General features: G+C 71.7%; 19 protein-coding genes. 7 read left to right on the top strand and 12 right to left on the bottom strand.

The annotated features are described in order from the left end of the window. The first annotated feature begins 104 nt into the window (after positions 1-104). Positions 105-1,055 (top strand): LysR substrate-binding domain-containing protein, encoded by a 951-nt coding sequence (locus ACFYUS_RS02090; protein WP_388844605.1) that lies wholly within the window; start codon positions 105-107, stop codon positions 1,053-1,055. Between the two features lie 27 nt (positions 1,056-1,082). On the opposite strand, the gene ACFYUS_RS02095 is transcribed toward ACFYUS_RS02090, so the two are convergent. Genes ACFYUS_RS02095 through ACFYUS_RS02105 form a run of 3 tightly spaced genes read right to left on the bottom strand, consistent with a single transcriptional unit; the run spans position 1,083 to position 4,653 of the window. Beyond that, a complete protein-coding gene (locus tag ACFYUS_RS02095) occupies positions 1,083-3,452 on the bottom strand; it encodes an FtsX-like permease family protein (RefSeq protein ID WP_388844606.1) in 2,370 nt (789 codons plus the stop codon). Then, entirely contained in the window at positions 3,449-4,132 is a 684-nt protein-coding gene (locus ACFYUS_RS02100) for an ABC transporter ATP-binding protein (RefSeq protein WP_388844608.1), read from the bottom strand. Before ACFYUS_RS02100 ends, ACFYUS_RS02095 begins: the two co-directional genes overlap by 4 nt. Beyond that, on the bottom strand, positions 4,129-4,653 hold the full coding sequence (locus ACFYUS_RS02105) for a PadR family transcriptional regulator (protein WP_030692793.1): 525 nt from the start codon (positions 4,651-4,653) through the stop codon (positions 4,129-4,131). Before ACFYUS_RS02105 ends, ACFYUS_RS02100 begins: the two co-directional genes overlap by 4 nt. A gap of 286 nt (positions 4,654-4,939) precedes the next feature. On the opposite strand from ACFYUS_RS02105, the gene ACFYUS_RS02110 reads away from it, so the two are divergent. Continuing rightward, positions 4,940-7,159 carry a transglycosylase domain-containing protein gene (locus ACFYUS_RS02110; protein WP_388844609.1) on the top strand — a complete coding sequence of 740 codons (2,220 nt, stop codon included), beginning with the start codon at positions 4,940-4,942 and terminating at the stop codon, positions 7,157-7,159. A gap of 61 nt (positions 7,160-7,220) precedes the next feature. Here the strand turns inward: ACFYUS_RS02110 and ACFYUS_RS02115 are convergent, their stop codons facing one another. The 3 genes from ACFYUS_RS02115 to ACFYUS_RS02125 form a co-directional block, all read right to left on the bottom strand. Then, the gene (locus ACFYUS_RS02115) at positions 7,221-9,236 is read right to left on the bottom strand and encodes a SpoIIE family protein phosphatase (RefSeq protein ID WP_388844611.1); all 2,016 of its coding nucleotides are present in this window, start codon (positions 9,234-9,236) and stop codon (positions 7,221-7,223) included. 311 nt (positions 9,237-9,547) lie between these two features. After that, on the bottom strand, positions 9,548-10,213 hold the full coding sequence (locus ACFYUS_RS02120) for a DUF402 domain-containing protein (protein ID WP_388844612.1): 666 nt from the start codon (positions 10,211-10,213) through the stop codon (positions 9,548-9,550). 102 nt (positions 10,214-10,315) lie between these two features. Then, entirely contained in the window at positions 10,316-11,716 is a 1,401-nt protein-coding gene (locus tag ACFYUS_RS02125) for a class II fumarate hydratase (RefSeq protein WP_388844614.1), read from the bottom strand. 141 nt (positions 11,717-11,857) lie between these two features. Here ACFYUS_RS02125 and ACFYUS_RS02130 point away from each other — a divergent pair, with 141 nt between their 5' ends. Together ACFYUS_RS02130 and ACFYUS_RS02135 are read left to right on the top strand one after the other, a co-directional pair. Continuing rightward, positions 11,858-13,387, top strand: a complete 1,530-nt coding sequence (locus ACFYUS_RS02130) for a ricin-type beta-trefoil lectin domain protein (protein ID WP_388844615.1) — start codon at positions 11,858-11,860, stop codon at positions 13,385-13,387. 258 nt (positions 13,388-13,645) lie between these two features. Beyond that, on the top strand, positions 13,646-14,152 hold the full coding sequence (locus tag ACFYUS_RS02135) for a dirigent protein (RefSeq protein ID WP_388844617.1): 507 nt from the start codon (positions 13,646-13,648) through the stop codon (positions 14,150-14,152). Positions 14,153-14,157: 5 nt separating this feature from the next. On the opposite strand, the gene ACFYUS_RS02140 is transcribed toward ACFYUS_RS02135, so the two are convergent. Both ACFYUS_RS02140 and ACFYUS_RS02145 read right to left on the bottom strand, forming a co-directional pair. Continuing rightward, positions 14,158-14,778: an HAD family acid phosphatase gene (locus tag ACFYUS_RS02140; protein ID WP_388844618.1), complete on the bottom strand. Its 621-nt coding sequence runs from the start codon at positions 14,776-14,778 to the stop codon at positions 14,158-14,160. 267 nt (positions 14,779-15,045) lie between these two features. Next, positions 15,046-16,719 (bottom strand): fumarate hydratase, encoded by a 1,674-nt coding sequence (locus tag ACFYUS_RS02145; RefSeq protein WP_388844620.1) that lies wholly within the window; start codon positions 16,717-16,719, stop codon positions 15,046-15,048. Between the two features lie 320 nt (positions 16,720-17,039). On the opposite strand from ACFYUS_RS02145, the gene ACFYUS_RS02150 reads away from it, so the two are divergent. Together ACFYUS_RS02150 and ACFYUS_RS02155 are read left to right on the top strand one after the other, a co-directional pair. Then, positions 17,040-17,759, top strand: a complete 720-nt coding sequence (locus ACFYUS_RS02150; RefSeq protein ID WP_388844621.1) for a DUF1707 domain-containing protein — start codon at positions 17,040-17,042, stop codon at positions 17,757-17,759. Positions 17,760-17,905: 146 nt separating this feature from the next. Further along, the gene (locus ACFYUS_RS02155) at positions 17,906-18,277 is read left to right on the top strand and encodes a WhiB family transcriptional regulator (protein WP_388844623.1); all 372 of its coding nucleotides are present in this window, start codon (positions 17,906-17,908) and stop codon (positions 18,275-18,277) included. Positions 18,278-18,369: 92 nt separating this feature from the next. On the opposite strand, the gene glpX is transcribed toward ACFYUS_RS02155, so the two are convergent. Continuing rightward, complete coding sequence (gene glpX, locus ACFYUS_RS02160) at positions 18,370-19,404, bottom strand: class II fructose-bisphosphatase (RefSeq protein ID WP_388844625.1); 1,035 nt, start codon at positions 19,402-19,404, stop codon at positions 18,370-18,372. Between the two features lie 117 nt (positions 19,405-19,521). Between glpX and ACFYUS_RS02165 the strand changes: the two genes are divergently transcribed. Continuing rightward, positions 19,522-20,055 (top strand): DUF4245 domain-containing protein, encoded by a 534-nt coding sequence (locus tag ACFYUS_RS02165; protein ID WP_388844627.1) that lies wholly within the window; start codon positions 19,522-19,524, stop codon positions 20,053-20,055. 72 nt (positions 20,056-20,127) lie between these two features. Here ACFYUS_RS02165 and ACFYUS_RS02170 read toward each other — a convergent pair whose 3' ends face one another. The 3 genes from ACFYUS_RS02170 to xseA form a co-directional block, all read right to left on the bottom strand. Then, positions 20,128-20,718 (bottom strand): malonic semialdehyde reductase, encoded by a 591-nt coding sequence (locus ACFYUS_RS02170; RefSeq protein ID WP_388844629.1) that lies wholly within the window; start codon positions 20,716-20,718, stop codon positions 20,128-20,130. Between the two features lie 385 nt (positions 20,719-21,103). Beyond that, complete coding sequence (locus ACFYUS_RS02175) at positions 21,104-21,358, bottom strand: exodeoxyribonuclease VII small subunit (protein ID WP_388844631.1); 255 nt, start codon at positions 21,356-21,358, stop codon at positions 21,104-21,106. Between the two features lie 39 nt (positions 21,359-21,397). Then, positions 21,398-22,615, bottom strand: a complete 1,218-nt coding sequence (xseA, locus tag ACFYUS_RS02180; protein WP_388844632.1) for an exodeoxyribonuclease VII large subunit — start codon at positions 22,613-22,615, stop codon at positions 21,398-21,400. Positions 22,616-22,751 lie beyond the last annotated feature (136 nt).

The raw sequence follows: 22,751 nt of genomic DNA on the forward strand, positions 1-22,751 counted from the left end.
CTTTTGGGGGCTTCCGTGGGGGTTGGACGTCTCACATACTGGCACGGGGTGCATTGATCAGTGAAATAGCTAGACTCGGTCGTGTTGATCGAAGGTGGTTATCAGTGGTTTCCGTCCGGCGCACGAAGCAGCCGAGCTTCTCGCAGCTCAGAGCCTTCGCGGCGGTGGCCGAGCATCTGCACTTCCGTGATGCGGCGGCCGCCATCGGCATGAGCCAGCCCGCGCTCTCGGGCGCGGTTTCGGCTCTCGAAGAGGCACTCGGTGTCCAGCTCCTCGAGCGTACGACGAGAAAAGTGCTGCTCTCGCCCGCCGGGGAGCGGCTCGCGGTCCGCGCGCGGACGGTCCTCGACGCGGTGGCGGAGCTGATGGAGGAGGCGGAGGCGGCCCAGGCGCCCTTCACCGGGGTCCTCCGGCTCGGCGTGATCCCCACCGTGGCGCCGTATCTGCTGCCCACCGTCCTGCGGCTCGTCCACCGCCGCTATCCCGAGCTCGACCTCCAGGTCCACGAGGAGCAGACCTCCTCGCTCCTGGAGGGGCTCGCCGCCGGGCGGCTGGACCTGCTGCTGCTCGCCGTGCCCCTCGGTGTGCCCGGAGTCACCGAAATCCCGCTCTTCGACGAGGACTTCGTCCTGGTCACCCCCGAGGGGCACCCGCTGGCCGGGCGGGACGACATCCCGCGCGAGGCCCTCAGGGAGCTGCGGCTGCTGCTCCTCGACGAGGGGCACTGCCTGCGCGACCAGGCCCTCGACATCTGCCGCGAGGCCGGGCGCACCGACGGCGCCGAGGTCACCACCACCGCCGCCGGGCTCGCCACCCTGGTCCAGCTGGTCGCCGGCGGCCTGGGGGTGACCCTGCTGCCCCGCACCGCCGTGACCGTCGAGACCGCCCGTAACACCGCCCTGTGGACCGGGGGGTTCGCCGAGCCGGCGCCCTCCCGGCGGATCGCCCTCGCGATGCGGACGGGCGCGGCGCGGCACGCCGAGTTCGAGGAGCTGGCGGAGGCCCTGCGCGGGGCGATGGAGGAGCTTCCGGTACGGATGTGCGAGGGGATCTGAGACCCCCTCGCACACGCGAACGGAGGGTTACTCCGTGCGCAGCCCGTCCGCCCGCATCAGCCGCCACAGCACCGGCATGCTCAGCAGCGTCACGGCCGCGATCAGACCGAGGCCGATCCCGACGACGGGCAGGAACACCCACCAGTCGGTGACCGGCTGCCCGCTGGTCTGCAGCAGGACGAGGCCGAGGCCGAGACCGCCCGCCACGGCGAGGACCAGCCCGAGGACGATCGGCACCGCCGTCTGCCACAGCACCGACCAGCTCAGGGTCGAGCGCCGGGTGCCGAAGGCGACGAGCGAGGAGAGCAGCCGCTTGCGGTCCCTGAGCTGCTCCAGGGTCGCGACCAGGAGCGAGGCCGCCACCAGGAGCATCGTCAGGGTGGAGCCGACGAGGATGCCGGTGCGGACGCTGGAGAACGCCGCGTCGCGCTGGGTGTCCTTCAGGGTGCGGACCATGGACGTCGGGTCGATGGCCGCCGCCGTGTTCCGTACGAGGTCGGCGGCGTCGGGCACGGCCGGATCGAGCCGGACCATGGCCTGCGCCTCGGGCGTGTCGAGCGGGGCGGTGCCGATCGCCTTCGGGGTGGCGAGGACCCCGTACTCGTACATGCCCGTCGGGTCCGGCCGGGAGTCCACGATCCGGGCGTCGGCGGGGATGCGCCACTGCGGCAGCGGCCCCTTCGGGGGCTTCGGCGCCCCCGGGTACGGATGCGGGTCGCGCAGGGCGACCGCGGCGCCGGGCCGTGCGACCTTCTCGACGAAGGAGTCGTCCGGGTTGCCCTGCTTGCCGCGCGCGAGGAAGACGAAGACGTCGCCGTCCGCGCAGGAGGGGAGCGTGGCGAACTCCCGGAGGGAGGCGCAGTCGCCGACCCGGAGCGAGGCCATCGGGGAGAACTCCTCGCCGCCCTTGAGGGGCCCGGGCCGCCACACGGTGGACTCGACGACGCCGCTCACGCCGGCGACGCCCTCGGTCCGCCCGATGCGGTCGATCACCCCGCGGGCCTCGTCGGCGGTCCTGGTGTCGGCGTCGACCACGAGCTGGGCGCGGGACGTGTCCTCGCCCGTGGGCAGCGTGAAGTCGTTCTCCATCGCCTGGAACATCATCTGGAGCGCGATCGCCCCGGCCGCCGCGACGACGATCCCGCTGACCGCGCGGGCCGCCGTGCCGCTGCTCAGCTGGAGCCTGCGGACCGCGAGCTGCCAGGCCACGGGACCGGCGTGCAGCCGCTTCACACCCGCCTCGACGAGCCACGGCAGGAGCGAGGTGAGGCCGATCAGGGAGAGCGCGGTGCCGGCCACGACCCCCACGGTGTCGATGCTGGTCTGGGCCATCTGGATCTCGCCGATGAGCGGGACCAGGAAGGCCGCGCCGACCGCGAGGAGCAGCAGCCGCCACCACAGCCGGCGGCGGCGCGGGGTGGAGGCCCGTACGACGCCGAGCGGTTCGATCGCCACCCCGCGCAGCGCGAAGAGGGTGACCACGACCGAGGCGACCGGGACGACGGCGAGGACGAGGACGGCGAGCGCGGTCATCGGCACGACGTCGGACGGGTAGGCGTTGACGTCCCAGATGGTGAAGGCCCCCGCGAACTGCCGGCCCGCCATGAAGAGTCCGAGGCCCACGAGGAGGCCGAGCAGCGCGCCCGCGAGGGATTCGCCGGCCGCGATCCGCCGGGTCATGGCGGTGTCCGCGCCGATCAGCCGGAGGGCCGCGAGCCGCCGGTCGCGCTGCTCGCCGCCGAAGCGGACGGCGGTCGCGATGAAGACGAGGACCGGCAGGAGCATGACGACGCAGGCGACGACGACGAGGAGGATGAGGAACGCGTTCATCGGCTCCCCGGGCACCGACCAGCCGTAGCGCGTGCCGCGCCCGTCGTAGTTCTCGGTGTCGAGGAAGTCGACGTGGGCGACGTAGCGCAGTTCGGCCGGTCCGATGAGTCCGGCGGGACCGATCGTCCCGACGGTCTTGTAGGGCAGCCGCTTCTTGAGGAGGGCGCCCTCGGGGGAGTCGAGCAGCTCCCCCAGCGCGGGGGAGACGAGCATCTCGCCGGCCCCGGGGAACTTCGCGGCGCCCGGCGGGACCGGGGGCGCGTCGCCCTCGGGGCGCAGCAGCAGGCCGCTGACGGCGTCGTCCCGGTAGACGGTGGTTTGGCCGAGGTGGAGGAAGCTGTCGGGCCGCGGGGAGTCGATCTGCTCGCTGCCGTCGACGGCGCGGACCGCCTCCCGCACCTCCCGCTGGAAGAGCATGTTCGGGAAGGAGGCGGCGAGCAGCAGCAGGGCCACGCCGAAGCCGACGCCGGTCGCGGTCAGCAGGGTGCGGAGCAGGCCGGAGCGGCCGCCGGTGACCGCGAACCGGGCGCCGAGCGTCAGGTCGCGGGCCCAGGTGCCGAGGCTCATGCCGCCCACTCCGAGTCCCGTACGGAACCGTCCCGGACGACGACCTCGCGGTCGGAGTACGCGGCGACCCGGGCCTCGTGGGTGACGAGGACGACGGCGGCGCCGGTGTCCCGGGAGGCGTCGGTGAGGAGCCGCATGACCCGCTCGCCGTTGAGGGAGTCGAGCGCGCCGGTCGGCTCGTCGGCGAAGATCACGCGCGGGGAGGTGACGAGGGCGCGGGCGACGGCGACGCGCTGGCCCTGGCCGCCGGATATCTCGCCGGGGCGCTTGGCCGCGACGGCGTCGACCTCCAGGCGGGCGAGCCATTCGGCGGCCCTGGCCTCGGCGGCCTTCCGCTTCTCGCCGTTCAGGCGGAGCGGGAGGGCGACGTTCTCGACGCAGGTCAGCTCGGGGACGAGCTGGCCGAACTGGAAGACGAAGCCGAAGTCGGTGCGGCGCAGGGAGCTGCGCGCGCCGTCGGAGAGCGCGGTGAGCTCGCGTCCGTCGTAGGTGATGGTGCCCGCGTCGGGGCGCACGATGCCGGCCAGGCAGTGCAGGAGCGTCGACTTGCCGGAGCCGGAGGGGCCCATGACGGCGACGACCTCGCCGGCCCGGAGGGCGAAGTCGGCGCCCGCGAGCGCCGGGGTCGGGCCGTAGGCCTTGTCGAGGCCGGTGGCGCTCAGCAGCGGGGTGGAGCTCATCGGCGGATCTCCTCGGCGAGCGCGTCGAGGCGGGCGGCGGTCAGCTCCAGCCAGCGCAGGTCCGCCTCCAGGTGGAAGAGGGCGTGGTCGCAGATGAGCTGGTCGGCGAGGTCGCCGTCCCGCTTGCGCCGGGTGAGCTCGCGCATCAGGCGCAGGTGCTCGGCGCGCTGGGTGTCGAGGATCTCGGCGGCCCCGCGGCCGGTGAGCAGGGCCAGGACGACCTTGGTGTAGAGCGTGGACTGGAGGTACGGCTCCGGCTTCTCGGGGGTGGCGAGCCACTGGGCGACATCGGTGATGCCGGCCTCGGTGATCGCGTACCGCTTCCGCTCCGGGCCGCCGCCGGCCTCGATGCCGTCGACGACGACCAGGCCGTTCTTCAGGAGCCGGGACATGGTCGAGTAGACCTGGCCGTAGTGGAGCGGCCGGTCCTGGCCGAACTTCTCGTCGAAGGCGCGCTTGAGGTCGTAGCCGTGGCGCGGTCCGGACTCCAGGAGCCCGAGGAGGGTGTGACCGATGGACATGACCTCACTATACACGGGGTGTATACGCGCAATGTATAGCCGGGCCCGGCCGGGTCGGCCGCCCATGGGCCTGCTCCCGCCCGTTAAGCGGAATCCAGCTCTCACGCAACCATCCGGTCTGTCCGAGCGTCGGTTCCTCTGGGCGTGGGTGCTGATTCTCACGTCCGGAAAAGACGTGATCGGTTGTCCTTTGTCCGTCTCGCCGGTGTTAGCTGTCTGAGCTGATCCGGCGCGAACGGGCTCAGCACCGAGGGCGCCGGACACACGACGAGGAGCGACGGGACACATGGGCCGACCGGACAACGGCAAGGCGAAGAAGCGCGGCATACGCCGCCTCTTCACCTGGAAGAAGATCCTGGGCACCTTCTTCGTGTTCTGCCTGCTCGGCATGGGCGCTCTCTACGTCGTCTACCTGATGGTCCCGGTGCCGTCGGCCAACGCCGAGGCGACGATGCAGAGCAACATCTACAAGTACTCCAACGGCAAGATCCTCGCCCGCACCGGCGAGATAAACCGTGAGATCGTCGGCCTGGAGAAGATCCCGCTGCCGGTCCAGAAGGCCTTCGTCGCCGCCGAGAACAAGACCTTCTACAAGGACCACGGCGTCGACATCAAGGGCACCACCCGCGCCGCCTGGAACACCATCACGGGCAAGGGCAAGCAGGGCGGCTCGACGATCACCCAGCAGTACGTCAAGAACTTCTACCTGAGCCAGGACCAGACCGCGACGCGCAAGCTCAAGGAGATGGTCATCGCCATCAAGGTCGACCAGAAGTCGTCCAAGAGCGAGATCCTCGCCGGGTACATCAACACCAGCTACTACGGCCGCAGCGCCTACGGCATACAGGCCGCCGCCCGCTCGTACTACGGCGTCGACGCCACCCAGCTGACCACCGCCCAGGGCGCCTACCTCGCCTCGCTGCTCCAGGCCCCCAACCAGTACGACTGGACCTCCGCCAACGCCACCGGCCGCAAGCTCGTCGAGGACCGCTGGAACTACGTCCTCGACAACATGGTCGGCGAGGGCTGGCTCAGCCCCTCCGAGCGCGCCGGCATGAAGTTCCCCGTCCCGCAGAAGCCCAAGCCGCTCCCCGGCATGGAGGGCCAGACCGGCTACATCGTCGAGGCCGCCAACCAGGAGCTGATGCGCCAGGGCATCAGCGAGGAGGACATCAAGGCCGGCGGCTGGACGATCACCCTCAACATCGACGAGAAGAAGCAGAAGGACCTCGTCAAGGCGGTCGACAAGCAGCTGGAGGACAAGCTCGACCGCAAGGGCGACAAGAAGCAGGCCACCGTCCAGGCCGGCGCCACCTCCGTCGACCCGAAGACCGGCGCGGTCGTCGCCCTGTACGGCGGCGTCGGCGCCACCGAGCACTGGATGTCCAACGCCACCCGCCGCGACTACCAGCCCGCCTCCACCTTCAAGCCGATCGTCCTCGCCTCCGCCGTCGACAACCACGCCGTCACCCAGGACGGCCGCCAGATCGGCCTCGGCACGGTCTACGACGGCACCAGCCAGCGACCGGTCGTCGGCAGCCCCATCGAGTTCGCGCCGGAGAACGAGGACGACCGCAGCTACGGTCCCGTCACCGTCCAGAAGGCCACCAACAGCTCGATCAACTCGGTCTACGCCCAGATGATCGTCGACGTCACCCCGGCCAAGGCCAAGAAGACCGCCCTCGCCCTCGGCATGAAGGACGGCGCGGGCTTCCCCGAGACCCCCGCCATCTCCCTCGGCACCATGGGCGCCTCGACCATGGACATGGCCGGCGCCTACGCCACGCTCGACAACCACGGCAAGAAGGTCACCCCGACCCTGGTGAAGACCGCCGAGCACAAGGACCGCACGGTCAAGGGCGTCCAGGCGATCGGCGACCAGGTCATCAGCCGCGAGGCCGCCGACACCGCCACCCAGGCCATGACGGGCGTCGTCCGCAGCGGCTCCGGCGTCCGCGCCGCCGGCGACTACGAGGCCGCCGGCAAGACCGGCACCTCGGAGAACAACCGCTCCGCCTGGTTCGTCGGCTACACCCCCGAGCTCGTCACCGCCGTCGGCCTCTTCGGCGAGGACGCCAAGGGCAACCAGGTCACCCTCACCGACACCATCAACCAGGGCCGTGCCAACGGTGGCAAGACGCCCGCCGAGATCTGGGGCGACTACACCGAGCGCGCCCTCGACGGCGGCTCGGACGCCACCTTCGACCTGGAGACCGACGGCGCCGCCCCGGACGGCACGCTGCCGGACCCCACCCCGACCACCGAGGCCCCGGCGACCGAGGAGCCGTCCCAGGAGCCGACCACGGCCACCACCGCCCCGACGGCCCCGCCGACCACGACGGGCACCACGCCGCCGCCGACCAGCGACCCCGTCACCACGCCGCCGGAGTCCACCCAGGAGCCGACGACGCCCCCCACGGTCCCGACGGCCCCGCCGACGTCCGTCCAGCCGCCGGACGCCGGCGGCGACCCGGGCGCGAACAGCGCCGCAGGACCGAAGGGCTGACGACACGGCAGAAGGCCGGACCCCTCGCAGGGGTCCGGCCTTCTGCCGTACGGGACGGGGCTCAGCTACGGGTCGCCAGCTCGAACCAGACCACCTTGCCGCCCGAAAGCCGGGTCGCCCCCCACCGCCGTGCCAGCCGGTTCACCAGGAAGAGCCCGCGCCCGCCCTCGTCCGTGTCCCGCGCCCGCCGCTGCCGGGGCAGCTGCGGCGAGTCGTCGCCGACCTCGCAGCGCAGCACGTCCGTACGGAGCAGCCGCAGGGTCACCGGCCGCTCCGCGTACCGCACGGCGTTCGTCACGACCTCGCTGATCAGCAGCTCGACCGAGTCCGTCAGCTCCTCCAGGTCCCAGCGGGCCAGCGCCCGCCGGGCGAGCCGCCGGGCCCGCCCCGGGGCCGCGTCCTCCGGCTCCAGGAACCAGTACGCCACGTCGCTCGGCGCGATCCCGTCGAAGCGGGCCGCCAGCAGCGCGATGTCGTCGTCCCGGTCGCCCGGACCCAGCATGTCGAGGACGTCGTCGCAGAGCGCCTCCAGCGGCGGCGAGTGGTCCGGGCCCGTCAGCTGCGCGGTCGCCGCGAGGCGCTCCCGCAGCTGCTCGATCCCGGTCCACACGTCCCGCAGCCGGGACTCGACCAGACCGTCCGTGTAGAGCAGCAGCGTGGCACCCGCCGGGGCGTCCAGCTCGACCGCCTCGAAGTCCACCCCGCCGACCCCGATCGGGGCGCCGGGCGGCACCCGCAGCACCTCGGCACGGCCGCCCAGGTGGAGCAGTATCGGCGGCGGGTGGCCCGCGTTGGCCACGGTGATCCGGTGCGAGACCGGGTCGTACACCGCGTACATGCAGGTCGCCATGCGGTCCTGGCCGAGCCGCTGCGCCTGCTCGTCCAGGTGGTGCAGGACCTCCTGCGGCGGCAGGTCGAGACCGGCGAGGGTCTGCGCGGTGGTGCGCAGCTGGCCCATGATCGCCGCCGAGGTCATGGAGTGGCCCATGACGTCGCCGACGACCAGGGCGACCCTGCTGCCGGGCAGCGGGATCGCGTCGTACCAGTCGCCGCCGACCCGCGCCGTCTCCGCCGCCGGCAGATAGCGCGAGGCCAGCCTGACGCCGGTCGGCTGCGGCAGCGAGTCCGGCAGCATCGTCCGCTGGAGCTCGTCCGCGATGTACGCCTCGCGGCCGTAGAGGACGGCCTTGTCGATGCCCAGCGCGGTGTGCGTGGCCAGCTGCGCCGCGACGAGCAGGTCGTTCGGCTCGAAGGCGGGCTGCTCGGGGCGGCGCAGGAACACGGCGGCGCCGATCACCCGGCGCCGGCCGCGCAGCGGCGCGAGCACCGCGCGCAGCCCGCCGGGCAGCGGGTGCTCGGGGCCGAGCAGCTCGGTCAGCGCCGCCTTGGCGGCCGCGGAGTCGCCGAAGACCGGCCGCACCCCGCGCAGCACCTCGGCGAGCGCCCCGCCGTTCCGCACCTCGCAGAGTTCGGCCGCGGGGGTCGGATCCGGATCGGGTACGAGGACCAGCTCCTCGCCCTCCAGATCGCTTAACCGCAGCCGGTCGGTGCGGCGCAGCCGCAGCACGAACGGCGCCACCGGCCGCTCGTCGCCCACCGGGAGCGGGTCGCGGAGGTAGACCAGGATCTCGTCGGAGAAGGTCGGCACGGTGGCCCGGCACAGCCCGAGGACGATCTCGTCCAGGTCGATGCCGCGCGCGATCCGCCGGGTCGCGGCCCCGACGAACCGCAGCCGGTCACCCTCCCGCCGCGCCGTCGCGTCCCCGCCGCCGGGGTGCTGCGGAGAGACGGCCACGGCCACGGCACCGGGCCCGCCGGGGTGGCCGGCGCCGGGAGCGTCCGGGTGGTTCGTACCCCCGGGCGTGGCCGGGTGGTCGGTGCCGCCGGGGGCGTCCGGGCCCGTCGGCTGGGCGGGGACTTCCGGGGCCGGCGCCGGGGCCGGGGATGCCGGGCCGCCCGGCTGGGCGGGCAGGTCGGAGGGCAGGCCGGCCGCCGCCTCCTGGCGAGGGCGCGCGCGTTCCTGCGACCGGGCAGCCAGGGGCTGCCGGCCTTCGTGGGAGGTGGGATGCTCCGTCACGCGTGGGGTTCCGTCCGTCCGGGCCGGTGGTGCGATGCACTCGCTCTTCTCGCCGATGCCGCGCCTTCGGCGGGGGTAAACCCCTCGTATGCAGCGGATGTCGACGTTCCGCGAGCTGCGGCAACGGCAGGGGTCGGAACACCCGGGCGCACGTCCGGCACTGCTCTCCCCCTCGTGGATGACTTCTGGTCAGGTCCTGCGCTGTGCTGAGTCGTTGACGTGCTGTTCGGTCGGTCTGACGTGGTGTTCGGTGCGTCTGTGCCGTGCGGAGGACGATCCTACGTTTGAACCCCGGGGGCGTATCAAGGGTCTCACGGCGCCGTGTGCGCCGGAGTGCGATCCCAGTCCGACGGCAGTTCGGGAACTCGCCATTCCGGATCGGGCCGCCAGTCCTCCCAGCCGTCCGCGAACGGCGTCCCCCACGCCTTGATCCGCTCCACCGCCCGCTCCCCGGCCGCCCGCACCCGCTCGGCCTGCTCCGGGCTCATCAGGCCGGACCGCTGGGCCTGCGCGAACTCGTCCTCGTCCCGCCACAGCCAGCTGCGGTCGGGGTAGACGGAGATGTCGAGGAAGTGGTCCTCGGAGTCGAAGCCGCCGGACCAGCGGACCCGGGGCTCCTCCAGGTTCACGTACCAGCTGCGGAAGCGCCAGCCGCGCTCCCAGAACAGCCAGACCGACCACGGCTCGCCGGGCCGGGCCAGCTTCAGCACCCCGCTGCCGGCCCAGCGCGCGCGCTCGGTGGTGCGCGGGGCGGTGTAGCGGGTGGCGAGCGGCTCGTCGTGGACGGGCGTGCCGTCGGCGAGCACGGGCCGGACGCACTCGGTGCCGGGCGCCATCCAGACCGCGAGCAGTTCCGGCGTGTCCTGCACGACCGTCACCGGCCGGCAGATGTGCACCGCGCCGGTGCCGTTGCCGCGGTAGCGCCAGAGGATGTGATCCCCCGGCGCCCAGTGCTGAGAGCCGTCCGATCCTGTCATGCGCAGATCTTAGGGGCGCGCTCCCACGACCGCTGCGGCACAGGTCACGGAGGGGACGGCTACCGGCCGGTCGCTACCGGCCGGTCACCTGGACCGCCGCCGCTACGGGTGCGTCATCCGCAGCACGTCCAGCGCCTCGTCCAGCTGCTCGACCGTGAGGTCGCCCCGCTCGACGTAGCCGGAGTCGAGGACCACCTCGCGGATGGTCCTCCGCTCGGCGAGGGACCTCTTCGCGACCTTGGCGGCCTCCTCGTACCCGATGTACTTGTTCAGCGGGGTGACGACGGACGGCGAGGACTCGGCGTACTCGCGGGCGCGCTCCACGTTCGCGGTGATCCCGTCGACCGTGCGGTCGGCGAGCAGCCGGGAGGCGTTGGCGAGGAGCCGTACGGACTCCAGGAGGTTCTTGGCCATCACCGGCAGCATCACGTTGAGCTCGAAGTTCCCGGCCGCGCCCGCCACCGCCACCGTGGTGTCGTTTCCGGTCACCTGCGCGGCGACCATCAGGACCGCCTCGGGGATCACCGGGTTGACCTTGCCGGGCATGATCGAGGAGCCGGGCTGGAGGTCGGGGAGGTTGATCTCGGCGAGGCCGGTGCGCGGGCCGCTGGCCATCCAGCGCAGATCGTTGGCGATCTTGGTGAGGGAGACGGCGATGGTCCTGAGCTGCCCGGACGTCTCCACCAGGGCGTCGCGGGCGCCCTGGGCCTCGAAGTGGTCGCGGGCCTCGGTCAGCGGCAGTCCGGTGGCGCGGGCGACCTCGGCGATGACGGCCGCGGAGAAGCCGGCCGGGGTGTTGATGCCGGTGCCCACCGCCGTGCCGCCGAGGGGGAGTTCGGCGAGCCGGGGGAGCGCCGCCCGCAGCCGCTCGGCGCCGTACCTGACCTGGGCCGCGTAGCCGCCGAACTCCTGGCCGAGGGTGACCGGGGTGGCGTCCATCAGATGCGTACGGCCGGACTTCACCACCGTCGCGAATTCGGCTGATTTTCGCTCCAGGGCGGCGGCCAGATGATCGAGGGCGGGGATCAGGTCGCGGGTGACGGCGGCGGTGGCCGCGATGTGGATGGAGGAGGGGAAGACGTCGTTCGAGGACTGCGAGGCGTTGACGTGGTCGTTGGGGTGGACCTCGCGGCCCTCGGGGAGCCGCTCGGTGGCGAGGGTGGCGATGACCTCGTTGGTGTTCATGTTGGACGAGGTGCCCGAGCCGGTCTGGAAGACGTCCACGGGGAAGTGCTCGTCCCAGCGCCCCTCCGCGACCTCCTCGGCGGCCGATCCGATCGCCTCCGCGCGGTCCTTCTCGATCACCCCGAGCTCGGCGTTGACCTTGGCGGCCGCGGCCTTGATCCGGGCCAGGGCCTCGATGTGGGCGCGCTCCAGGCGCTGTCCGGAGACCGGGAAGTTCTCCACGGCCCGCTGGGTCTGGGCCCGCCACTTGGCGTGGGCGGGAACCCGCACCTCGCCCATGGAGTCGTGCTCGATCCGGTACCCGTCGTCCTCGTTCATGTTCCTCAACCTCCCACTGTGCTGATCGGGGGGCGCCCCCGAACCCCCCCGAAAAAGATGAGCACTTGTCTTGTTCGATGTATTCCCAAGACGCCTACCGGCCAGTAAAAACCGTGGGTAACCCCACTTCCAGGAGGCGCAGTGAAGCGCACCAGGTACAGACTCCGCTGGCCGATAGCGGCCGTCGCCGCCGCCGCGGCGGCCCTCGGCAGCATGACCGCCGCAGCTCCCGCCGGCGCGGCCGACACGAGCACGACGGCCGGAATCACCTCCGTACCGCTCTCTCCCGAGCTGGAGGCGATCCGGGCGGCCGAGGCCACCAAGATCTACGGCAGCCCCGAGGAGCGCCCGCTCGCCCAGCGCAGGACGGGCCTGATCTCGCTGGGCGACAGCGAGATCTCCGGCGAGGGCGTCGGCTCCTACGAGTCGCCGACCAACGGGCCCACCAACTGGTGCCACCGCTCCCCGGACGCCGCCATCCACCGCACCGGAATCCCCGCGGACCTCACGTTCAACGTGGCCTGCTCCGGCGCGTACACCGGCAACATCCGGATCGGCGGCGCCAAGCAGTACGCCGACGAGCTCGTCCAGAGCGACAACCTCGCGATCAAGGCGCGCAACACCCGCATCAAGATGGTGCTGCTCGTCGCCGGAGCCAACGACGACCTCCAGTTCGGCCCGGTCATGACCGACTGCGTCCAGCGCTTCGTCCTCAGCCAGGGCACCTGCGAGCCCAAGTACGCCCCCGGCTGGCAGGCCCGCGTCGACGCGCTCGTCCCCAAGGTCGAGCAGACGGTCACCGACCTGAAGACCGTCATGCGGGACGCCGGATACGCCGACGGCGACTACAAGCTCGTCGTCATGGGCTACCCCAGCCCGATCGGCCCCGACTTCTACGACAACCCGAACTTCCCCGGCAAGCTCTCCTGCGGCGGCATGGGCTACGACTCCGACACCAAGTGGGGCCGCAACACCGCCGTCCCCGCCTTCGAGCGGGGCATGCGCAAGGTCGCGGCCGACACCGGGGTCACCTTCCTCGACAACTCGCGCCTCTTCCACGGCCACGAGGTCTGCATGGAGGACACCTGGGCCCGGGGCCTCTACATCGACCTCTCCAAGCCCGGCGGCCTCGACGAGAACTCCGTACGCCAGTCCTTCCACCCCAACTACCGCGGCCACGGCGCCTTCGCCTCCTGCCTGACCCAGATCTACAACTCGGGTGCGCGCGAGGCGGGCTGTGCCGACGTCAACTCCTCCGGCACCCCGACGCTCTTCCCGCTCGCCTGGGACGACGCGTACCAGCCGCTGAGGATCCAGGCCACCGGCAACTGCCTGGACGTGAACGCGTCCGAGTCGGCCAACGGGACCGCCGTCCTCGGCTGGGACTGCCACGGCGGCCGCAACCAGGGCTGGTGGTACGACTCCGCCCGGCAGACCCTCCACACCCAGCTCACCCAGGACCGCTGCCTGGACGTGCCGGGAGCCGCCTACCAGACCGGCAAGGCCCTCATCGTCTGGAACTGCAGCGGAGCGGCCAACCAGAAGTTCGTCCGTGACGGCGCCACCATCCGGCCCGCCGCCGCGACCGGGCTCTGCCTCACCCAGGGCGCGGCGAAGGAGCCGATCCGGCTCCAGAACTGCGACGGCTCCGCGAACCAGAAGTTCGTGTAAGGGCCCCCAGGAACGCCGCGGCCTCCGTCCGGTGCGGGACGGGGGCCGCGGTCATGCCCGGGGGCGGCGTCATGTCCGGAGGGTGCGTCGTGCCTAAGGGGGGCGTCATGTCCGGAGGGTGGCGTCGTGCCTGAGGGTGGCGTCATGTCCGGAGGGCAGTGGATTCCGCGGTGGATTCCTCCGAACGGGCGAAGCCGCGGTGGTCGCCGGACAATGTGAAGCGTGCCGAGGGGGACCCCATCCCACGGGAGGCAGGACATGATCCGCAGCTTCAGGAGGACCGGCGCGCTCGGCGTCTGCGCGGTCGCCGCCGTCGCGGCGAGCACCTTCGCCGCCGCCCCCGTCTCCGCACACAGCGGAGGCGGTTTCGAGTTCACGCTCTACGCCAAGCAGGTCCAGCCCCCCGCGACGAACCAGAGCAGCCCACCGCCCAAGGTCGGGGACACGCCCGTCTTCGCCGACGACCTCTACAAGACCAAGGGCGGCGAGAAGGTCGGCCGCGACGGCGTGACCTGCGCCGTGGTGCGCGTCTCCGGCGACCAGGTCGACATGAACTGCGTCGGCACCATCGTCCTGAACGGCGGACCGGGCGGACAGCTCACCGCCCAGGCCCTCACCACCTTCGACACCACGAACGAGGCCCCGTCCGCCTTCGACATCGCCGTCACCGGCGGAACCGGCGACTTCAAGCAGGCGAGCGGATACATCACCTCGACCCCCGACGGGGACTACAACCGGATGGAGTTCCACATCACCACGCGGTGAGCCCGTTACGACAGCTTGCCGCCGTAGTCCGGGAGCTTGAAGGCGCGCTCGGCGTGTCCGCCGACGAGGTCGGTCGTGTTGTTGCCGATGTTCGCGATGATCGTGTAGCCCTTGGCCTCGATCTCGGCGCGCTTCTCGGTCTTGTACGCGCTGACCTCGGAGAACAGGTCGGGCAGCGAGCGCACGTACAGCCCGTCGACCGGGTAGCCGGCCTTCTTCAGGTTCCAGTCCGTCAGGGAGTAGATGATCCCGGGCCGGGCGGTGACGAAGAAGACGGCCACCCCGCGCGCGTGGGCGTCGGCGACGAGGGCGCGCACGTCGGCGATGGCCGGGGTCGGCAGCTCCCAGAACGGGTGGAAGTCCGTCTCCAGGGAGCTGTTGTCGATGTCGAGGACGATGGCCTGCTTCTCACGGCCGGCGTTCGCGGCGCGCGCCTCGATGTACGGCCGGGCCTCGGCGACGACGGCCGCCACGTCGCGCCGCCAGGTCGTGTAGTCGACGCCCGCGAGGGCCGCCGTCGAGGTGACGTGGGTGTCCGGATCGGCGGCGGAGGCGGTGGGCGCGACGCCGACGACGAGGACGGCGGTCAGGCCGAGGGCCGCGGCGGTGGTCTTGGCGGAGGGCATGGGGGGCTCCCGAGTGGGTCGAACCGGCTCAGTGATTGACATGCTCGCGACCCATACTGGCCAGTAGGCGACGGGAAGGCTACCGGCTGGTAGCGACTTTCTGAGCGAAGATCGACGCGCGAGAACGACGACGCCCCCGGCCCTTTCGGGCCGGGGGCGTCGCGAGGGCCCTGAGAGGGGCCCACGGGATCAGGCGAGACCGGGGCCGCGCACCGGGGCCATGCGTGTCGTGATCCCCGGCCGTCCGGCGGCCGCGCGGCGGAGGCGCTACGACAGCTGCGAGCCCTGGCGCACCGGGATGTGCGTGAAGGTCGGCTCGGGCGCCGGGTTCTGGAAGAAGTCGTTGCCCTTGTCGTCGACGACGATGAACGCCGGGAAGTCCTCGACCTCGATCTTCCAGACCGCCTCCATGCCGAGCTCCTCGTACTCGACGACCTCGACCTTCTTGATGCAGTCCTGCGCGAGCCGGGCCGCCGGGCCGCCGATCGAGCCCAGGTAGAAGCCGCCGTGCGCGCCGCACGCGTCCGTGACCTGCTTGCTCCGGTTGCCCTTGGCCAGCATGACCTTCGAGCCGCCCGCCGCCTGGAACTGCTCGACGTACGAGTCCATGCGGCCGGCCGTCGTCGGACCGAAGGAGCCGGAGGCGTAGCCCTCGGGGGTCTTCGCGGGGCCCGCGTAGTAGACCGGGTGGTCCTTCAGGTACTGCGGCATCTCCTCGCCCGCGTCCAGGCGCTCCTTGATCTTGGCGTGCGCGATGTCGCGCGCCACGACCAGCGGGCCGCTCAGGGACAGCCGGGTCTTGACCGGGTACTTGGTCAGCTCGGCGAGGATCTCGTCCATCGGCTGGTTGAGGTCGATCTTCACGACGTCCTCGTCCGTGGCCAGGTGCTCCTCGGTCGTCTCCGGCAGGAAGCGCGCCGGGTCGGTCTCCAGCTGCTCCAGGAAGACGCCCTCGGCGGTGATCTTCGCGACGGCCTGGCGGTCGGCCGAGCAGGAGACGGCGATCGCGACGGGCAGCGAGGCGCCGTGGCGGGGGAGGCGGACGACACGGACGTCGTGGCAGAAGTACTTGCCGCCGAACTGCGCGCCGATGCCGATCTTCTGCGTCAGCTCGAAGACCTTCTCCTCCAGCTCCTTGTCGCGGAAGCCGTGGCCGGTCTCGGCCGAGCCCTCGGTGGGCAGCTCGTCCAGGTAGTGCGCGGAGGCGTACTTCGCGGTCTTCAGCGCGAACTCGGCGCTCGTGCCGCCGACGACGATCGCCAGGTGGTACGGCGGGCAGGCGGCCGTGCCGAGCGAGCGGATCTTCTCCTCCAGGAACTTCATCATGGAGGCCTCGTTCAGGACCGCCTTGGTCTCCTGGTAGAGGAAGGACTTGTTGGCCGAGCCGCCGCCCTTGGCCATGAAGAGGAACTTGTACGCGCCGCCGTCCGTCGCGTACAGCTCGATCTGCGCGGGCAGGTTCGAGCCGGTGTTCTTCTCCTCCCACATGGTGACCGGGGCCATCTGCGAGTAGCGGAGGTTCAGCTTGGTGTACGCGTCGTAGATGCCCTTGGACAGGGCCTCCTCGTCACGGCCGGAGGTCAGCACGTTCTGGCCGCGCTTGCCCATGACGATCGCGGTGCCGGTGTCCTGGCACATGGGCAGGACGCCGGCGGCGGCGATGTTCGCGTTCTTGAGGAGGTCGAGCGCGACGAACTTGTCGTTGCCCGACGCCTCCGGGTCGTCGATGATCCGGCGCAGCTGGGCCAGGTGGGCCGGGCGCAGGAAGTGCTGGATGTCGTGGATGGCCTCGGCGGCCAGCTTGCGCAGCGCCTCCGGCTCGACCTTGAGGAACGTACGCCCGTCGGCCTCGAAGGTGGAGACACCTTCGGAGGTCACCAGGCGGTAGGGCGTGGTGTCCTCTCCCAGGGGGAGCAGATCGGAGTACGCAAACTCAGGCATGACGGCGGCCATTCCTCACTCGGCAGACAGCGGCGCCGCCTCCATTGGCGGCGCGTCCTCCAGCGTAAGACGCGGGGGCGGCGCCGATCCTGTGAGGTAAGGCTCAGTAGGGGCGTGGACCGCACCGGAATGGCGTGTTTCGGCCTGCCCGCCGGTCCGGTCCGCCTGTCGGCCCGCCTGTCGGTCCGGTCCGCCGGTCCGGTTCGCCGGCTCGCCGGTCCGCCCGCCGGCGCACCCGGCGCACCCGGGGTATCCCCTAGGGGACAGGACCGGGGTGCCACCTCTGGTCGCGATCTATCGCGTTTCGCTACGCTGGCTCCGTGGACCTCGAAAAGCAGCCCGAACCCGAGAAGCAGCCGCAGCCGCAGCGGCCGGTCGCCCCCGCCGAGCCCGCTCTCCCCGGGCCCGCCTTCGCCGATCCGCAGGGCGCGCTGCGGGCCTCGGACGCGGACCGGGACCGGATCGCGGACATCCTCAGGGACGCCCTGGCCGAGGGGCGGATCGACGCCGAGGAGCACTCGGAGCGGATCGACGCGGTCTACCGGGCCAAGACCGTCGGGGAGCTGGAGCCGATCGTCCGCGACCTGCCGGCCGCCCGCCCCGCCCAGGCGCCCGAACCGGCCGTCGCCTACGGCCCGGAGGATCCCGAGGGCTCCGCGGACAACCTCGTGGCGATCTTCTCCAGCACGACCCGCAAGGGCCGCTGGCGGGTGAGCCGCCGGACGAACGCCTTCGCGCTCTTCGGGAACGTCGAGATCGACCTGACCGAGGCGATCTTCGCCCAGCGGCTGACCACCATCAACGCCACGTCCATTTTCGGCAACGTCGAGGTGCGGGTCCCGGAGAACATCAGCATGCGCGGCAGCGGCAGCGGCATCTTCGGGAACTTCGAGGTCGTGACCCTGGAAGGGGTCGACCCCCAGGCCCCCGTCGTCGTCATCAACGGCTACTCGGTCTTCGGGAACGTCGAGGCCAGGCCCAAGCGCGGCAAGTGGATCACCGACCTCCAGGGCAAGCTCAGGAAGGACAGCGGGCGGTGACGCCGGGTCACCTCCCGAGGTGACCGGAATTCGCCCCCGGGTATCCGCAGTGCGGAACGGCAGGGCACGCAGTGCATAGGCGCGCGCACAGCGGGTAGGGCTGGTGCATCGCCGCTCGCTCGCGAAGCCGTCGTCAGGAGTAGACCGTGCTGCAACTGCCGCATCAGCCCCTCCAGGTCGCCGCCGTGCCCCCTCAGCGCGCCCCTGCCCGGGAGGACGAGGCCGGCCCATGGCACGCGGAGGCGGTGTGCCGCCGGGACGAAGCAGGGCTCTTCTTCGCCCCCTCGAAGGAGCCGACCGCCGCGCGGCTCGCCCGCGAGGAGGCGGCGAAGCGGGTCTGCGCGCGCTGTCCGGTGATGGTCGAGTGCCAGGAGCACGCACTGCTCCAGCCCGAGCCGTACGGAGTGTGGGGCGGGCTCACGGCGGCCGAGCGGCGCGTGGTCCTCGCCCGGCGCCGGCGGCGTGAGGTGGAGCTGCGGAAGGCGGCCGCGACCGAGCGGATCGCCCAGGCGGGCTGACGGGATCGCGGAGACCTTCCCCCGGCCCGTACGAGAAGGGGCGCCCCCACCGCACATGGGGGCGCCCCTCTTCGTACCGTCGCGCGGAACCGTTACTTCGCGCGGTCGAAGTCGATCGCGCTGTACGCGCGCAGCTTCGAGAGGCGGTGCGTCGAGTCGATCTGGCGGATCGTGCCGGACTTCGAGCGCATGACCAGCGACTGCGTGGTCGCCGTCTCGCCGCGGTAGCGCACGCCGCGCAGCAGCTCGCCGTCGGTGATGCCGGTCGCGACGAAGAACACGTTCTCACCGCTGACCAGGTCGTTCGTGGAGAGCACGCGGTCCAGGTCGTGGCCCGCGTCCAGCGCCTTCTGCCGCTCGGCGTCGTCCTTCGGCCACAGCTTGCCCTGGATCACACCGCCGAGGCACTTGATCGCGCAGGCGGAGATGATGCCCTCGGGCGTGCCGCCGATGCCCATGAGCAGGTCGACGCCGGTGCCCTCGCGGACGGCCATGATCGAGCCGGCGACGTCGCCGTCCGAGATGAACTTGATCCGGGCGCCCGTCTCGCGGATCTCCTTGACGATGCCCTCGTGGCGCGGGCGGTCCAGGATGACGACCGTGATGTCCTCGGGCGAGGAGTTCTTCGCCTTGGCGACCCGGCGGATGTTGACCGAGACGGGCGCGTTGATGTCGACGAAGTCGGCGGCCTCGGGACCGGTGACCAGCTTGTCCATGTAGAAGACCGCGGACGGGTCGAACATGGTGCCGCGGTCGGCGGCGGCCAGGACGGCGATCGCGTTCGGCATGCCCTTGGCGTTGAGCGTGGTGCCGTCGATCGGGTCGACCGCGATGTCGACCTCGGCGCCGGTGCCGTCGCCGACCCGCTCGCCGTTGAAGAGCATCGGGGCTTCGTCCTTCTCGCCCTCGCCGATGACGACGACGCCGTTCATCGAGACGGTGGAGATCAGGGTCCGCATGGCGTTGACCGCCGCCCCGTCCGCGCCGATCTTGTCGCCGCGGCCGACCCAGCGGCCGGCGGCCATGGCGGCCGCCTCGGTGACGCGGACCAGCTCAAGGGCGAGGTTGCGGTCGGGGGCCTCGGGAGAAACGACAAGCTCGGGCGGAAGGTGGTGGTGCTCGGTCATCGGAACGCACCTTTCTGTACGGCGACGGCCGGAAAAAAGAGGGTGCTGTGACTCTATCGGTACGTCGACAAAATGAGCAGAGGGGCCCACGTATGAGCACAACACCATGATGCGACCATGGTGGGCGTGGCAGGTATGCGAGGCAGGCAGACGGTACGCGGGATGTTCCAGTCCCTCGGGGTGATCATGGTCGCCGCGGGCGTGATGTATCTCTTCATCCCGCACGACGACGGCGCGGAGCCGGTCAAGGCGAAGGACTACCGGGTCGAGCTCCTCACGGCCCAGCGGGCGGCGCCGTATCCGGTGCTGGCGCCCGAGGGTCTCGGCGAGGGCTGGAAGGCGACGGTGGTCTCGTACAAGCGCGAGAAGGCCGATGCCTGGCAGCTCGGCTTCCTCTCCCCGGACACCCAGTACGTGGCCGTGAACCAGTCGACGGCCGAGCCGGGCAAGTTCGTGCCCGAGGTGACGCTGAAGGCCAAGGACACCGGGAAGACCGAGACGGTGGCCGGCCGGGTCTGGCAGCGCTGGGAGGGCCCGAAGTACGACGCGCTCGTCCGCACGGAGAACGGCGCGACGACCGTGGTGACCGGCACCGCCTCCTTCGAGCGGCTGGCGGAGATGGCCGGCGCGCTCCAGTCGAAGAAGGTCTGAGCCGTACGGAACGGGATGTACGGAAAGGGCCCCGCACTCGTGGAGTGCGGGGCCCTTTCCGTGCCGTCAGGCTCAGACGGTGGTGACGACCTCGTCGTAGGAGAGGCGCGGGTTGCGCGGGAACCAGGCGTCCTCGCCCGGCTTGCCGATGTTGACGATCATCAGCGGGGTGTGGTCGTCGTCCAGGAACTCCTTCTGGATGCCGGCGAGGTCCGCACCGGTCATCGGACCGGCGGCCAGGCCGGCGGCGCGGACGCCCACGATGAAGTACGCGGCCTGGAGGGCGGCGTTCAGCAGGGCGGAGCCCTCGCGGACCGGGCGCTCCGAGAAGAACATGTCCTTGACCTGCGGGAAGTGCGGGAGCAGGGTCTCGAACTCCTCGTGGAACTCGTTGTCGGCCGAGAGGATCGCGACCAGCGGGGCGGTGGAGGTCTTGGCCGCGTTGCCCTCGGCCATGTGCTTCACCAGACGCTCGCGGGCCTCGGGGGAGCGGACCAGGGTGATGCGCAGCGGGGTCTGGTTGAAGGCGGTCGGGCCGTACTTCACCAGGTCGTAGATCGCCTGCATCTGCTCGTCGGTCACCGGCTCGTCGGTGAACGTGTTGGCGGTGCGGGCCTCGCGGAAGAGGAGGTCCTGGGCGGCGGCGTCGAGGGCGAGAGACATGGGGCGTACCTTCCGGACTGCAAAGGGGGGTCACTCGTACGGGGTTCGAGCGATGCCTCGACAGTACGCCGAAGATTGATGAAAGTTCAACCAACTCATCCGGATAGTGATCCGTTTCACTCTCATCCGGATAGCGATCCGCTTTTCCTCGAAGTCTACGCCAGGACGTCTGCGTCGGGGCGGCTGCGTCGGGGCGGCTGCGTCGGGACGGCTGCGTCGGGACGGCTGCGTCGGGGCGGCTGCGGCGGTACGTGCGCGCCAGGGCGTCCACGCCAGGGCGTCCACGCCGGGACGGCTGCGGCGGGACGTGCGCGCCAGGACGGCTGCGTCGGGACGGTGCGGGCCCGCGTGGTCCGCCGTGGCGCTCCTCGGCCCCGCCTCGGCGCTACTCGTCCCCGTCCTCCGCCTCCGCCCCGTCCGTGCGCTCGGCCGCCAGCGAGGCGTCGAGCCGGGCCCGGGCCCCCTCCAGGCGATGCCGGCACACCTTCGCCAGCTCCTCGCCGCGCTCCCAGAGCGCAAGGGACTCCTCCAGGGACGTCCCGCCCGCCTCGAGCCGCCGGACGACCTCGATCAGCTCGTCCCGCGCCTGCTCGTACCCGAGGGCCGCCTCTTCCGCGCCCGTGTCCGTACCCGCTGCCATCTGCCGCTCCATCCTTCGTATCGGTTCTTGCCTGAACGCTCAGGCCGGGTCGGCCGTGCGCCGCACCGTGAACTCGCCCTCGGCGACCCTGGCCCGCAGCTCCTCGCCCTCCGCGACCTCCTCGGGGGAGCGGACCACCGCCCCGTCCGGTCGCTGGAGCACCGCGTACCCCCGCTCCAGCGTCGCGGCGGGCGACAGCGCCCGGACACGCGCCCGCGTGTGCGAGAGCTCCGAGTCCGCCCGGTCCAGCAGGTGTCCGAGCACCCGCCGGCTCCGCGCGAGGAGCGCCGCGACCTCGTCCTCGCGGACCTCGACCATCCGCTGCGGATGCTCCATGACGGGCCGCGCGAGCGCCTGTGCCAGGCCGCGCTCCTCGCGCTCCAGGAGGCCGCGCACGGTCCGCAGCGCCCGGTCCCGCAGCCCGCGCACCCGCTCCAGCTCCTCGCCGACGTCCGGGACGACCTTCTTGGCCGCGTCCGTCGGAGTCGAGGCGCGCAGATCGGCCACCAGGTCGAGCAGCGGCGAGTCCGGCTCGTGCCCGATCGCGGACACCACCGGCGTACGGCACTCGGCCACCGCCCGGACCAGCTGCTCGTCCGAGAACGGCAGCAGGTCCTCGACGCTGCCGCCGCCCCGGGCCACGATGATCACGTCCACGTCCTCGTGCGCGTCCAGCTCCCTGACCGCCTGGACGACCTGCGGGACCGCCTTCACGCCCTGCACCGCCACGTTCCGCACCTCGAAGCGGACGGCCGGCCAGCGACGCCGCGCGTTCTCCAGGACGTCCCGCTCGGCCGCCGAGGCGCGGCCGCAGACCAGGCCGACGAGGCGCGGCAGGAACGGCAGCGGCTTCTTCCGGTCGAGCGCGAAGAGCCCCTCCGAGGCCAGGCTCCGCTTCAGCTGCTCCAGGCGCGCGAGCAGCTCGCCGATCCCGACCGGCTTGATCTCCGCCGCCCGCAGCGACAGCTGCCCGCGCGGCGCGTACCACTCGGGCTTGGCGTGCACGACGACCCTGGCGCCCTCCGAGACGACGTCCGCGACCGCGTCGAAGACCTGGCGGTAGCAGGTGACGCTGATGGAGATGTCGTACGAGGGATCCCGCAGCGTCAGGAAGACGACCCCGGCGCCGGGGCGCCGCGACAGCTGCGTGATCTGCCCCTCGACCCAGACCGCCCCGAGCCGGTCGATCCACCCCCCGATCATCCGGGAGACCTCACCGACGGGAAGCGGTGCTTCTGCGGACGTAGTCAGACCCATGGACCGAGCGTAACCGCGCGGTACGACAACGTCACAGGGGCGTGTGGGCAGGCGGGGCGGTACCGCGCGGGGACGTCACCACGCGCGCGGGGGCGCCGTAATCAGGTCTCACGCGCGCGGGGACGGCCGTGTCGGG

Source organism: Streptomyces sp. NPDC004284 (assembly GCF_042874035.1).
Classification (GTDB): Bacteria; Actinomycetota; Actinomycetes; order Streptomycetales; family Streptomycetaceae; genus Streptomyces.

Coding starts and splice junctions, on each gene's coding strand:
- ACFYUS_RS02095 (WP_388844606.1), bottom strand. CDS start 3,452: ATGAGCCTCGGCACCTGGGCCCGCGACCTGACGCTCGGCGCCCGGTTC.
- ACFYUS_RS02100 (WP_388844608.1), bottom strand. CDS start 4,132: ATGAGCTCCACCCCGCTGCTGAGCGCCACCGGCCTCGACAAGGCCTAC.
- ACFYUS_RS02105 (WP_030692793.1), bottom strand. CDS start 4,653: ATGTCCATCGGTCACACCCTCCTCGGGCTCCTGGAGTCCGGACCGCGC.
- ACFYUS_RS02110 (WP_388844609.1), top strand. CDS start 4,940: ATGGGCCGACCGGACAACGGCAAGGCGAAGAAGCGCGGCATACGCCGC.
- ACFYUS_RS02120 (WP_388844612.1), bottom strand. CDS start 10,213: ATGACAGGATCGGACGGCTCTCAGCACTGGGCGCCGGGGGATCACATC.
- ACFYUS_RS02125 (WP_388844614.1), bottom strand. CDS start 11,716: ATGAACGAGGACGACGGGTACCGGATCGAGCACGACTCCATGGGCGAG.
- ACFYUS_RS02135 (WP_388844617.1), top strand. CDS start 13,646: ATGATCCGCAGCTTCAGGAGGACCGGCGCGCTCGGCGTCTGCGCGGTC.
- ACFYUS_RS02140 (WP_388844618.1), bottom strand. CDS start 14,778: ATGCCCTCCGCCAAGACCACCGCCGCGGCCCTCGGCCTGACCGCCGTC.
- ACFYUS_RS02145 (WP_388844620.1), bottom strand. CDS start 16,719: ATGCCTGAGTTTGCGTACTCCGATCTGCTCCCCCTGGGAGAGGACACC.
- glpX (WP_388844625.1), bottom strand. CDS start 19,404: ATGACCGAGCACCACCACCTTCCGCCCGAGCTTGTCGTTTCTCCCGAG.
- ACFYUS_RS02165 (WP_388844627.1), top strand. CDS start 19,522: ATGGTGGGCGTGGCAGGTATGCGAGGCAGGCAGACGGTACGCGGGATG.
- ACFYUS_RS02170 (WP_388844629.1), bottom strand. CDS start 20,718: ATGTCTCTCGCCCTCGACGCCGCCGCCCAGGACCTCCTCTTCCGCGAG.
- ACFYUS_RS02175 (WP_388844631.1), bottom strand. CDS start 21,358: ATGGCAGCGGGTACGGACACGGGCGCGGAAGAGGCGGCCCTCGGGTAC.
- xseA (WP_388844632.1), bottom strand. CDS start 22,615: ATGGGTCTGACTACGTCCGCAGAAGCACCGCTTCCCGTCGGTGAGGTC.